This is a genomic window from Confluentibacter flavum (assembly GCF_002843175.1).
Lineage (GTDB): Bacteria > Bacteroidota > Bacteroidia > Flavobacteriales > Flavobacteriaceae > Confluentibacter > Confluentibacter flavum.
In genome coordinates, this window is record NZ_PJEO01000017.1 from 134039 (window position 1) to 147320 (window position 13282).

General features: G+C 33.0%; 13 protein-coding genes. 1 reads left to right on the plus strand and 12 read right to left on the minus strand.

Annotated elements, in window-relative coordinates; all coding sequences use genetic code 11:
• Window positions 1-66: 66 nt before the first annotated feature.
• The 10 genes from gmd to CSW08_RS06790 all read right to left on the minus strand — a co-directional run bounded on the left by gmd (window position 67) and on the right by CSW08_RS06790 (window position 10324).
• Window positions 67-1185, minus strand: a complete 1119-nt coding sequence (gene gmd / locus CSW08_RS06745) for a GDP-mannose 4,6-dehydratase (RefSeq protein WP_106659205.1) — start codon at window positions 1183-1185, stop codon at window positions 67-69.
• 7 nt (window positions 1186-1192) lie between these two features.
• Window positions 1193-2041 carry a dTDP-4-dehydrorhamnose reductase gene (gene rfbD / locus CSW08_RS06750; RefSeq protein ID WP_238987214.1) on the minus strand — a complete coding sequence of 283 codons (849 nt, stop codon included), beginning with the start codon at window positions 2039-2041 and terminating at the stop codon, window positions 1193-1195.
• Entirely contained in the window at window positions 2038-2583 is a 546-nt protein-coding gene (gene rfbC / locus CSW08_RS06755) for a dTDP-4-dehydrorhamnose 3,5-epimerase (RefSeq protein WP_106659148.1), read from the minus strand. The genes rfbD and rfbC overlap by 4 nt, the downstream gene beginning before the upstream one ends.
• Entirely contained in the window at window positions 2583-3449 is an 867-nt protein-coding gene (gene rfbA, locus CSW08_RS06760) for a glucose-1-phosphate thymidylyltransferase RfbA (protein WP_106659149.1), read from the minus strand. The genes rfbC and rfbA overlap by 1 nt, the downstream gene beginning before the upstream one ends.
• A 247-nt stretch (window positions 3450-3696) precedes the next feature.
• Entirely contained in the window at window positions 3697-4053 is a 357-nt protein-coding gene (locus CSW08_RS06765) for a four helix bundle protein (protein ID WP_106659150.1), read from the minus strand.
• A 68-nt stretch (window positions 4054-4121) separates the two neighbouring features.
• Window positions 4122-5168 (minus strand): dTDP-glucose 4,6-dehydratase, encoded by a 1047-nt coding sequence (gene rfbB, locus CSW08_RS06770; RefSeq protein WP_106659151.1) that lies wholly within the window; start codon window positions 5166-5168, stop codon window positions 4122-4124.
• 3 nt (window positions 5169-5171) lie between these two features.
• The gene (locus tag CSW08_RS06775) at window positions 5172-6221 is read right to left on the minus strand and encodes a hypothetical protein (RefSeq protein ID WP_106659152.1); all 1050 of its coding nucleotides are present in this window, start codon (window positions 6219-6221) and stop codon (window positions 5172-5174) included.
• Between the two features lie 13 nt (window positions 6222-6234).
• On the minus strand, window positions 6235-7923 hold the full coding sequence (locus CSW08_RS06780; protein ID WP_106659207.1) for a DUF6909 family protein: 1689 nt from the start codon (window positions 7921-7923) through the stop codon (window positions 6235-6237).
• A gap of 29 nt (window positions 7924-7952) precedes the next feature.
• Window positions 7953-9455 carry a GH3 auxin-responsive promoter family protein gene (locus CSW08_RS06785; protein ID WP_106659153.1) on the minus strand — a complete coding sequence of 501 codons (1503 nt, stop codon included), beginning with the start codon at window positions 9453-9455 and terminating at the stop codon, window positions 7953-7955.
• Window positions 9455-10324, minus strand: coding sequence for a M23 family metallopeptidase (locus CSW08_RS06790; RefSeq protein WP_106659154.1), 870 nt, complete (start codon window positions 10322-10324; stop codon window positions 9455-9457). Before CSW08_RS06790 ends, CSW08_RS06785 begins: the two co-directional genes overlap by 1 nt.
• A gap of 119 nt (window positions 10325-10443) precedes the next feature.
• Between CSW08_RS06790 and tatA the strand changes: the two genes are divergently transcribed.
• Entirely contained in the window at window positions 10444-10629 is a 186-nt protein-coding gene (tatA, locus tag CSW08_RS06795; RefSeq protein WP_106659155.1) for a twin-arginine translocase TatA/TatE family subunit, read from the plus strand.
• An 81-nt stretch (window positions 10630-10710) separates the two neighbouring features.
• Here the strand turns inward: tatA and CSW08_RS06800 are convergent, their stop codons facing one another.
• Together CSW08_RS06800 and CSW08_RS06805 are read right to left on the minus strand one after the other, a co-directional pair.
• Complete coding sequence (locus tag CSW08_RS06800) at window positions 10711-11688, minus strand: DUF4837 family protein (protein ID WP_106659156.1); 978 nt, start codon at window positions 11686-11688, stop codon at window positions 10711-10713.
• 23 nt (window positions 11689-11711) lie between these two features.
• Window positions 11712-13274: a lytic transglycosylase domain-containing protein gene (locus CSW08_RS06805; RefSeq protein ID WP_106659157.1), complete on the minus strand. Its 1563-nt coding sequence runs from the start codon at window positions 13272-13274 to the stop codon at window positions 11712-11714.
• Between the last annotated feature and the right edge of the window lie 8 nt (window positions 13275-13282).

Here is a 13282-nt window from a genome sequence, read left to right on the forward strand (position 1 = left end):
TCTCTACAAAGAGATTGCTTCAGTCTTCCCATAACTATCGGAACTCTTCGTAATGACTGTGATTACCTATTCAAAATAGTTTTTAATTTTATAACCACCGTCTTTAAGATATTGTTGCTTTTCCATGAGTTTAATGTCGCTTGTCATCATATCTTTCACTAATGCTACTAAGTCATATTTAGGAATCCACCCTAGTTTTTCTTTAGCTTTGGTGGCATCCCCAATAAGCAAATCAACTTCAGTTGGTCTAAAATACTTTGGGTCAACAGCAATAACTTCTTTACCTATTTCTAACTGATATTTTAGGTTGTGGCAAGATTTAATATAGCCTTTCTCATCGGCTCCTTTTCCTTTAAACTCAAGTTCAATACCTACATGGTTAAAACACATCTTCACAAAATCTCTAACGGTTGTTGTTTTTCCAGTAGCAATGACCCAATCTTCTGCCTCATCTGCCTGCAAAATCATCCACATCACACGAATGTAATCTTTAGCGTGCCCCCAATCTCTTTGGGCATCTAAATTTCCTAGAAATATTTTTTCTTGTAGCCCTAAAGCAATTTTTGAGGTTGCTCTGGTTATTTTACGTGTTACAAATGTTTCCCCTCGTATGGGTGATTCATGATTAAATAATATGCCATTACACGCATACATCCCATAAGCTTCCCTGTAATTAACGGTTATCCAATAAGCATACATTTTTGCAACAGCATACGGGCTTCTTGGATAAAATGGCGTGGTTTCAGTTTGCGGAACTTCTTGCACTTTACCGTATAATTCTGATGTAGAGGCTTGATAAATCCTGGTTTTCTTTTCCATTCCTAAAAGTCGAATGGCTTCTAATAATCTTAAAGTTCCTATGCCATCTGCATTAGCAGTATATTCAGGCATTTCAAAAGATACATGTACATGGCTCATGGCTGCCAAATTGTATATTTCATCTGGTTGAACTTCTTGGATAATTCTTGTTAGGTTGGTACTATCGGTTAAATCGCCATAATGGAGATAAAAATTTCTATTTTCTACATGAGGGTCTTGATATAAATGATCGATTCTATCAGTATTGAACATGGACGATCTCCTTTTAATACCATGTACTTCATAATCCTTTTTTAATAGAAACTCACTTAAATAAGCGCCATCCTGTCCCGTTACACCTGTAATTAATGCTACTTTTTTTTTCATTTGGTTGTTATTCATTTAATAAAATAGAGTTTTTAGGTCGCTTGGCAAAAGTAACATAATTACTAGTTTTTACAAGTTTGGTCTTGTTATTTAATTTATTTTCTGACAAGATCTCTTTTGCAAAATCATACCACGTCATCACTTTATCATCTGAAACATGTTTTACCCCATATTCTATTGACTTATTAACCATTAAATCTATAATAGCTCTTGCTAGACTTTCGGTATTAGTTGGGCATCCTATTTGTTCTGTAGTAATAGCCAACTCCTTTTTTGTGTTGGCCAACTCCAAAATAGTCCTATAAAAATTTTTGCCATACTTTTTACTGTATAACCAAGAGGATCTAACAATAAAATAATTGTTTAAGATATCCTGAATATGATGTTCCCCCAATAATTTAGATTTACCATATTCATTAATGGGGTTTGGTAAGTCTTCTATGGTATATGGCGTTCCCTTTTCTCCATCAAACACATAATCTGTTGAAATATGAATTAATATGGTATTATATTTTTTACAGGACTCGGCTATATTTTTTACAGCCTCAGCGTTAACTTTATAGGCTAAATCTGGTGTTTTTTCGGCCTGTTCTACATTAGTAAAAGCCGCACAATTTATGCAATAATCAAATTTATACTTTTCAAAAAAAATCTCTATCTCTCTTTTGTTAGTAATATCTAATTCAGATTTAGAAGTGAACATAAAATCTAAAGAACTAATGCCAGAATATAATTCTTGTATAGTAAGTCCTAATTGTCCACCAGCCCCAGTAACTAATATGGCTATTGGTTGTGGGTTATAGCTATCGAATTTGGTTATTGGTGTATTTAAAACAGTATCATTCATAAAATTCATAAAATTGCCTTTTCAAAAGGTGGGAGTTTCAAATCTTTTTCTGATATAACAAGTTCCTCTTGATTTAATTTCCAATCAATCTTCAAATCTTCATCATTATAAATAATGCCGCTTTCAGCTTTTTTATTATAAAAATTGTCACATTTATATGAAAAAATGGCCGTGTCACTTAAAACCACAAATCCATGGGCAAACCCACATGGGATAAATAATTGTGTTTTATTATCTTCTGATAATTCTAAAGAAACATATTCTCCAAAAGTATCTGAGTCTTTCCTTATATCTACAGCTATATCTAGAACGCTTCCTTTTACAACCCGCACTAATTTAGCCTGAGCAAATTCACCATTTTGGAAATGAAGACCTCTTAATGTTCCTTTTACAGAAAAGGATTCATTATCTTGAATAAAATCTATGTGCTGACCAATCAATTTATTGAATGTGTTTTGATTGAAACTTTCAAAAAAATAGCCTCTACTGTCTTCAAAAACCATTGGTTCTAATATAAAGCAACCTTTTAATTTCGTTTCTTTTGCTATCATTAATTTTTATTAAGTAATCCTAATAAATTTTTACCATAACCGCTTTTTAATAAAGGTTCTGCTAAAGCTATAAATTCGTCTTTAGTAATAAAACCCATCTCGTAAGCTGCGCCTTCAATAGCTCCTATTTTTAGACCTTGGCGTTCCTCAATCACTTCAACAAATTGAGAGGCTTGCATGAGTGATTGAAATGTCCCTGTGTCTAACCATGCCGTTCCTCTGTCTAAAATGCTTACGTTTAGTTTGCCTTGTTTTAAATATGCTTTATTAACATCGGTAATTTCCAATTCTCCTCTATGGCTGGGTTGTATGTTTTTCGCAATTTCAACGACAGAATTATCATAAAAATAAATGCCAGGGACGGCATAGTTTGATTTGGGTTTTTCTGGTTTTTCTTCAATAGAAATGGCTTGCCCCTGATCATTAAATTCTACCACACCGTAACGTTCTGGATCGTGTACTCTATAAGCATAAATAATGCCTCCATCGGGATTATTATTTGCTTGTAACAGTTTTGCCAAACCTGTACCATAAAAAATATTATCTCCTAATATTAATGCAACTTTATCTTTACCTACAAAAGATTCACCTATTATAAAAGCTTCTGCCAATCCGTTCGGTGCTTCCTGAACGGCATATTCAAATCTACATCCATACTTTTTCCCGTCCCCCAATAAATCTTTAAATAATGGTAAATCCTTAGGGGTTGAAATGATTAAAATTTCATTAATTCCTGCGTATATTAATGTAGAAAGTGGATAATAAATCATGGGCTTGTCATAAATAGGCATTAGTTGCTTACTAACCGATAATGTTAATGGGTGTAATCTGGTTCCTGAGCCTCCTGCTAATATGATGCCTTTCATTGTTTGATAGTTACAAGGTTATGGGTTATATAGTTATATGGTTAAAAGGTGATAAGGTTTAGTGGTTATATCAAACACGTTTTCAGAAAGCTTCTGAAAGCTGTTTTTTTTATTTCAATTATTAATTGTGTTTTTAAATAAATCTTATCCAAAGCATTAATTTATAGTTGTTAACTCGTTATATATTTTTAAACTGTTGTCTTCATTTAATGTCCGTTACTCTCTAACCTTCTAACTTTTTAACCTTCTAACTATTCAACCGCTTAATTAGGTTTGAAAGCATGTTCCTAATAAAATAGATGCGTTTGTTTACTTCCTCAATCTCTTTAATATATCCTACCCTAAAGGAAATTTCTAATTGAGTCTCTACTTCTGAAAGAGATCCCATAGAAATATATAAAAACCTAGCGAATTCTTTACCTCCTTTTCTTCCTGCGCCTTCTGCAATGTTGGATGGTATTGAAACAGAAGCTCTACGTAATTGAGACGTCAATCCAAAGGCTTCTTTTGAGGGAAACTGTTCTGTTATATCATAAATCATAACAACAAAATCCATAGACTCCTGCCACACTTTTAAATCCTTATGAGATTTAATTTTATCCATAGTTCAAATCTATAGTTGTGCTGTCCCCTCTTAACTTTTTAACCATATAACCTTGTAACTACTCATTTTTAATTATTATATTGCTTTTCGTAATACGTTTTATAATCTCCACTAATCACACTATGCAACCACTCTTCATTATTTAAATACCAATCAATAGTTTTGTTTAATCCTTCTTCAAAAGTTACCGATGGTTTCCAGCCTAACTCTTGGTTGATTTTTGATGCATCAATAGCATACCTTAAATCGTGTCCTGGACGGTCTTTCACGTAGGTTATTAATCTTTCTGAACTGCCTTTTTCTCTGTTTAACTTTTCATCCATTTGCTGACAAAGCAACTTTACCAAATCAATATTTTTCCATTCGTTAAAACCACCAATATTGTAGGTTTCTTTATTTTTTCCTTTATGAAAAACCAAATCGATAGCAACAGCATGATCCTTTACATATAACCAGTCCCTTGTGTAATTACCATCACCATAAACCGGTAATGGCTTATGGTTTATTATATTATTAATAAATAACGGAATTAATTTTTCTGGAAACTGATTCTGACCATAATTATTGGAGCAATTTGTAATGGCATACGGCATGCCATAAGTTTCTCCATAAGCTCTCACAAAATGGTCTGAACTTGCTTTGGAAGCTGAATACGGTGAATTTGGATCGTAGGATGTCATTTCGGTAAACAATCCTGTTCGACCTAGAGTACCATAAACCTCATCGGTACTTATATGATAAAATAATTTATTGCTAAAGTTATCTTTCCAAGTGTTTTTGAACGCATTTAAGAGAATCATCGTGCCTATAACATTGGTCTTCACAAACGCTAATGGGTCTTTTATGGACCTATCTACATGCGATTCTGCAGCTAAATGTATAACCCCATCAAACTTATATTTTTCAAACAAATCATTTATAAAAACTTCATTGGTAATATCGCCTTTAACAAATGTATAATTGGGTCTGTCTTCAATATCCTTTAAATTTTCTAAATTACCAGCATAGGTTAAAGCATCTAAATTAACAATATGGTAATTTGGATAGGTTTCAACAAATAATCTTATTACATGAGAGCCTATAAACCCTGCTCCGCCAGTAATTAAAATAGTCATACTTTAATCTTTTTTATAATTCTTTAGGTAAGTATTCGTTGATAATAGTGCGAAAATAAACAATGTTAAAATCAACATCACTAATGGCACAAGAAACTTATAACTTTTTAATATGCCTTTTACTTTAACTCCCTTATTGGGAAAATTAGAAATAACATTCAAAATACTAGATTTATTGGCGCGTTCTTCATTAAGTTCTACTAAACTAGATTTTAATTCATCCATCTTATTTATCAATGCAAGCTCTTTATTGTCATTACTTCCATTTTCACCGAGATTAATAGCCGTACCTTGCATTGGGCGCTCTGCTTCTTTAAGCATCACTTTTTTATAAAGTAATTGTAATGAGTCTATCTCTTTAAATTGCTTATTATATAAACTATCTTGTAACTGAATGTTAACATCGCTAATATATTTTTGAAGATTAAAATAATCATTACTTGAAATGGAATTGACAATTATAGGTTGAATTTGTTTTGCGATGCTATTATCTGTTGCAATAACAGATACGGTATGGAACCGTGCATCAAAAGAATTGAAATTTTTGAGATACGACTCCATGTCTATGGCTTTTTGAGTGGTTGTGTCTAAACTGCGGACAAACCTATCAAACAACAATATTTTTTGATTTTCATCAGAATATGAATCAACCTTAAACTCTTTGATTGTACCGGCTTGTTTTTCTGTAATTTGTAAGACATCTGCTAATGCGGTAGAATCCTCAGCGTCAGCCAATTCATTATAAAAATTTATATTGTTGTACAACTGCTGCACACTGTTAAAATTTGGTTCTACAATCATAGTAGAAATATATGTTGTTTGTTTGGTACTATCTAAATAGAATCCTATAGCTAAACCTAAAGCGCCAACAATAACAAATTTTATAAAGTTTTTTTGAAGAAAAAGCAAAAAGAGGATAATAACACCAAATATGCCTTTAAAAATGCTGCCTACAAATTTAAAAAACCGATCAAAGGCATTGCCTATTAATTTAAACAATTGTCCTAAATCTACTTCTTCAGATGGTTGTGGTTGTGGCAATTCTTTACTCATGATTCTATAGCTGTTAGTTGAATAGTTGTTCTAATATTTTTCTTGTTATAAGATAGGTTGGTCTTACGCCCGTAGTCCCTAAGCCCCCTGAAGCTAATGTGCTTCCTGTTTCTAATGGGTTATCACTTGCATAATAGGCGTATCTCACTTTTACATCTGGACTGATGCTTCTTCTAACCTTAGACGCCGCTTGAATGGCTTTTTGGTAATGGGCACCTTCCATTTCCAAACCAATCACATTCCATGTGGAATTGTAAAAGAATTTTAAAATATCCTTATTTTGAAGTGATGTGCCTAAAACGGTAATCATGGCACCTTCATAAACATCAACGCCTTGACCTTCCAAATCTTCCTTTTTTAACTCATTTTTAAACGGATAATTATCCGCTGTTCCTTCAAAAATATGGGCCGATGGAATCATGATATCTCCTTTACCTCCTTCTAAAATACCCGCTTTTCCCATAATAGATACAGATTCGACATTTAATAGAATTTTAGACCCTTTTACTTTATATGGTTTTAAAAGCTCGTCAATGGTTTCATATGCCTGTTCGCCAAATGCGTAATCCATGACTAAAATAATAGGTTTTTTTGATTTTAAGGCTTCATTATTCGCTTTTATGTCAATCTTATCAAAATCTATTTTACTAGTATCAAAAATTTGAACGTCTATATTGGTACCTGAAGTATCTTCAATAAAAGTCATACCGCTTTCTAACGCTGTTATAGTCACCTTATTTCGAATGTCTTGATTTTCCTTTTTACTAAGATGCTCATAAACTTCATAAACATCTTTCTTTGGAAAATCTATTTTTAAAGCTTCGGGGGCAAATAAGGTATTCATAACGCTGTGCATGTTAGCACTTATTATATGAATAGGTCTTTCCAACAATCCGTTCTTATATAGTGTGTCCTTAATGGAATCTGCCCATATTTCGCCATGAATATGATGTCCGAGGCGTTCTCTTAAAACCGGGCTAAATGTTATGGTGCGCTTACTGTTATCAAGTTGTTCTTCTATAGCTAATTTGCCTAACCAATATACAATATGCAGTAACCGTTCTGGTTGTGTTGGTGTTGCAAAATCATCGTAAACCGATATGAGTTCATTAAATGTTCTTCCTAAGATATTAGCCATGTGGGTAATGGCGACTTCCCGTTCTGGTTGTGTCAGTTTCTTTTTTGATAATACTGCTTTTTCAAGTTTTTCCCAATCTCTAGTGGTTGCCCCTTCCTCATGAATGAGCACTCGGTTACTAATTTTATGGGATTCCACAAATAGAAAGGTCAAATGCGTTAAAATATCATAGATTTCTGAGCGTCCTCTGGTAATCTCAATATTCATTTGCTCGGCATCAATTCTATAACAATTTCTTTTTCTTTTTTCTGGAATGATGGGTTTAAAATGCGAGTTGGAATAACCTTCATCACTTGTTAAATTAATGAAAGTACATTCTTCAATACCCTGTGGCAATCTATCAATCACATAAAGTAAGCCTGCCAATTCTGCTTTTTCTTCTCCTATGGAACCATAAATTTCTGGTCTTAAAAGTAATAAAGATTGTCTTAAAGTTTCGCCCGAAATACCCATAGGTTTATAAAACCCGCGATTAAATAAATGGCGCATAGTTATATACATCCTTTCGATAGCATTTGAGCTCTCTTGCGCCCTAGTCCTTTCGTGATGTTTTTTGTTTTTCATAACCATTTTTAAGCGGTGTAAAGGTAATACTAATTATACAAACTTGAGTGAGGAAAAGCCTCAACAATTTTTCTGTCGTTAGATAAACGTGGTATTTTGTTTTGTCCGCCAAGCTTACCTATAGACTTCATATACTCTTGAAATCCGTCTTTTTTTACCTTAGTTATTTTAAGTGGCTGCAACACATTGCCTTGTATTAAATCCAAATAATAACTATTTTGATTTTGAAGCGATTCATCAATTTTTTTGGCTAATGCCGAAAGGCTTTCAGGTTCATTTTCAAACTCTATAAACCATTCGTGGTAAGGCAATCCGTTTTCTGGATTTATTTGAGGTGCTACCGTAAATTCTGTAACTCTAATATCTGTATCATGCGTTGCTTCTTGCATGGCTTGTTCGACTTCTTTACCAATGACATGCTCACCAAAAGCAGAAATAAAATGCTTAATTCTGCCTGACACAATGATCCTGTATGGTTTAACGGAGGTAAACTCAACGGTGTCGCCAATATTGTAAGCCCAAAGCCCTGCGTTTGATGATATAATCATGACATAGTTTATGCCAATCTCAACATCTTTTACGGTGATTCGTTTTGGGTTTTCATCAAAAAATTCCTCAGCTTTAATGAATTCATAAAATATACCAGAATTAAGCTGTAGTAACATGCCCTTCTCGTTCTGTTTGTCCTGATAAGCGAAAAAACCCTCGCTGGCAGGATACAGTTCTATACTGTCAACTTTTCTGCCAATCAGGTTTTCAAATTTAGCTCGGTATGGTTCGTAATTAACGCCTCCAAAAATAAATAGGTTAAAATTTTTAAAAACGTCGCCTACATTTTTTCCTGTTCTTTTATGGATTTTCTCAAAATACATTTGAACCCATGAAGGAATTCCAGAAATAACCGTCATCTCTTCAGGCAAGGTTTCCTCAACGATGGCCTCCACTTTAGTTTCCCAATCTTCTATACAATTTGTCTCCCAAGAAGGCATACGGTTTTTTTGTAAATATTTAGGAACATAATGGGCTACAATACCTGAGAGTCTACCAACTTGAATGCCGTTCTGGGTTTTCATGATAGGGCTCCCTTGTAAAAAAATCATCTTTCCATTAACAAAACTACTTTTTCCGGTTTCATTGATATATAACAAAATAGCGTTTCTAGCTGATTCCACATGAAAAGGCATGCTTTCTTTTGTAATGGGAATATACTTTACTCCAGAAGTTGTGCCTGATGTTTTAGCAAAGTACAAGGGCTTTCCTTTCCAAAGAACATGTTCTTCTCCTGCTACAACTCTGTCAACATAAGGTTTCAACAGCTCATAATCCCTTATCGGCACTCGATTAACAAAATCATCATACGTTTTTATAGTTCTAAAATCGTGATCCTTTCCAAATTGTGTATTCTTTGCTTGGTTTATCAAGTTTTTAAAAACATGTTGTTGTGTTTCAATGGGATTATTTGCCCATTTTTGAACACTATTGTAAATGCGTTTTGCAAATGGTTTTGCAAGGACAGATTTTATTGATAGCATTATTTAAAATCTATAAAGTTTGTTGGGTTAATAGGATAGCCATTATTCCAAAGTTCAAAATGTAAATGAGGACCTGTAGTATAATCACCAGTGTTTCCTGAGGTGGCTATCACTTCTCCTGCTTTAACCAAATCGCCTTGTGCTTTAGTCAAAGACGCATTATGTTTATATACAGACAGTAGACCTTGACTATGTTCTAAAATAATAACATATCCTGTTTCTGCGGTCCATTCTGCAAAAATTACAGACCCATCAGCTGTAGCCTTAATAGGTGTGTTTTTAGCAACCACCAAATCTACCGCATAATGTCTTTCCTTTAAATTATAGGGTTCGCTGATGGTTCCATTTACTGGTGGAAACAAAACAAAATTTGTTCCTGATTTAGCAGATTCAAATAAATTGTATTTATCTTCTTTATCCACTTTTTCCCGTAAAATGGAATCTTCTTGATTGGGTCTTAAATCTACTTCATTAACTTCAATCTTAACGGCTTGAATAATAGAGTCTTTATTAAAATCTACCTTACTTACATCACCTTGCAATACTTTCTTGATAGATTCATAATACTTATCGTTCATGTTTATAATTTGTTGTAAAGAATCAGCTGTAAACGTTAGCTGAGTAGCTTGTTTTTTTAATGCTGTAGAAGAATATCCTGGTATATATTCTCTTAAGGGTGTAAATGCAATTAAAATAAGGGTGGATAAAACCAACAAAATAGCAGATAAAGAAACCAGTACAAACACATTTAACCGTGTAAGCTTTAAAGATATGCGTTCTTCAAAAGTATCTTCATTGAGAACTACTAGACGGTATTTATCAAGTAGTTTTCTCTTTAATCTTTTTGGCCTTTTTTTTCTTTCATCCATGTTAAAAACAAAATTAAATAAAATTACATCAACGCATTGCCTTTCTTTTTGCTAAAGTTATGTTAGAAACGATTTAATTAAAGTTAAATTATTAACTTTGTTCTTTAAATATATTCATTATGAACTTATATATGTTACCATTGGTTATTGGCGCTCCACAAATTATTTTAATAGTGGTAGTTATTTTGTTGTTATTCGGGGGGAAAAAAATTCCTGAATTGATGAGAGGTCTTGGAAGTGGCATTAAAGAATTTAAAGATGCCAGTAAAGGCGATGATGATAAAAGTGACGATAAGAAAAAATAACATTTAATTATTTTTATACAAAAAGCCCAACATAAATATTGTGTTGGGCTTTTTGTCTTATCATTATATAATTTAAATATATCATTGAATTTTAATTGACCTTATTATGGCCTCTAATTCAAATATTAAATCTCGCTTTTCAACTGAAGGCGCATAAGCAAAACCTTCTGCAATGACCCACCTATTATTTATTTTATCTTCAATAGCATAGTTTATAAAAGGGCCTGCCATAACAGCGTTATGTACATCCCACATGGATTTGGTCTCTAAAGTTGGTTTATTATCTAAAATAGTTTCTGTATTAAACGGTGTGTAGGCATTTTCAGTAGTCATATAAGACCCTTCTACAGGCCCCTCTATATACTTTTTACCAATAGAATCCCTAATGGTGATTATTTGATTTATAATGCTGTCATTTCGTTTTATCGCATCATACGGCAATTCATAAAGCAGGATGTTTAAAAACCCTGTATTGATATCTCTTCTAATCCAAAAGAATTTATCTTCATTTTTTGCAATCCTGTAAGCCGTAGTAAAATCTAAATTTAATTTTAACTTCTCTTGAATAGACTTCGTATTGAATAATACTTTTCTAATCTGTTGCTGTTTATGGAATATCTCTATATTTTTAAACGTGCTTATTATTTTAGGTGCATTTTCATTAATTTGATTTATAATATCTTGATTATTTTTTCCTGAAATAGTAATAACTCGCTGAGGCTTTGCATATACATCATTATCAAAAGAAATGGATGCTTCTTTATCAATTTTAATTATAAGAACGGTCCTATTTTTTGTAACAAACCCAGAAAAAACTTGAGAAGGTATTTGGTTGATATTAAACATTGGTTCATCTTGTGGTAGGCCATAAACAGGTGATGCCAGCATGTTTCTAAGAGCTTCTCCAATAGTACCACTCCACAAATCGTTATCCATAACAACCGACACGTCGTTTATCTTTCCTGTAGAATCTAAATAAACTTTTTCATTGGAGGACTTCCCATCTTTGCACGACAAAACAAGTAACAATATACCTGTAACTAAAAGAACTTTTTGCATAATAAATATTAGGTTAGAAGGAATTATCCTTTAGATATTTTAAGTTTCATTCCCGGTTTTAATTTACTACCACTAATATCGTTCCAATCTTTAATATTTTGAACAGAAACTCCTGGAAATTTTTGTGAAATACTCCAAAGGGAGTCGCCACTTTTAACTGTATAGGTTATAATATCTCCAGAAATGTTACTTGTTAAAGAAGTCTTTGCAGGTGTTGATACGGTTTTTGCAGTACTTGTAGCAGCCACATAATTACTTGGATAAATGGTTAACCGCTGCCCAACACGTATGTCATTACTTCTCAGACCATTCCATTGCATAATTTGACTGACTCTTACACCAAATTTTCTAGATAACCTCCCTAAATAATCTCCAGACCTAACCACATAAATCGTTTTGTCTTTTGTTTCAGAAAATTGAGGCAATGGTTTTTCCCTTTTATCGAATTCTGCTTTAGCGTAGGCATAAATAGTATCCTCATTACTTACAAAATTGCCAAGCACAGACATAGGTAAACGTAACGTATAATCTTTTCCCTTAACATGAGGAATAATATCCAATTTGTAAGATGGATTTAAAAACTGAAGTTCTTCTATATCTACATCGGTCACTTCAGAAACTTGATCAAGAGTAATCATTTGTTTTACTCTAATGGTATCTGTTTCTATATAGGCAAATTCTGGTTTCAATTTTTTAAAACCATGTTGTTCAGCATATTCAAAAATATACATATTGGCTAAAAATGCGGGTAGGTAACCTGCGGTTTCACGAGGTAAATTGTGCCTTATGTTCCAGTAATTTTGATATCCCCCAGAACGACGAATAGCTTTTGTTACATTACCTGGTCCTGAATTATAGGCGGCTAAAGCCAAATCCCAATCACCAAATATTTCATATAATTTTTCCAAATATTTTGCTGCTGCCTCTGTTGATTTTATAGGGTCACTACGTTCATCAACGTAACTGCTTACATCTAGCCCATATAATATCCCTGTACTATACATAAACTGCCATAAACCAGTGGCTCCTACTCTTGATTTTGCTCTTGGTTTTAAAGCCGATTCTACGACTGCCAAATATTTAATTTCCAAAGGAATATTATAATTATCCAATTCCCGCTCAAACATTGGGAAATAATAAGCACTCAAGGTTATTAGCTTCTGTAAAGATTCCCTTCTGTTTTTTAAATATGATTTAATAACGCTTTCTAAAGCCGGATTGTATTCTACATTAAAAGGAGTTCTGGCATCAAGCTCTTTTAATCTCGCTTTTAAAGTGTCTGTTGGAAGTTCTGGATAATCTACATTTTCAAAATTAAGCTCTGTCACAGATTCGTAAATACTATCAAAAAGTGTATTACTATACAAATCTTCCAGCCATTTTTTATCTAATGATGCAGCATGCTCATTATCAAAAACAGCTTTAAATATGGTAGTATCTTGAACTGTTTTAATGTCATTCAAAATTAGCGTGGTACTATCAACTAACGTATTGGGATTTTGTTCGATGATAGGAACGGTCTTTTCGATTTGCGAACTACAAACCAAAAACGTGAAGAAAAAAAATGTTGATAAGATCTTAGCCATATTATGTC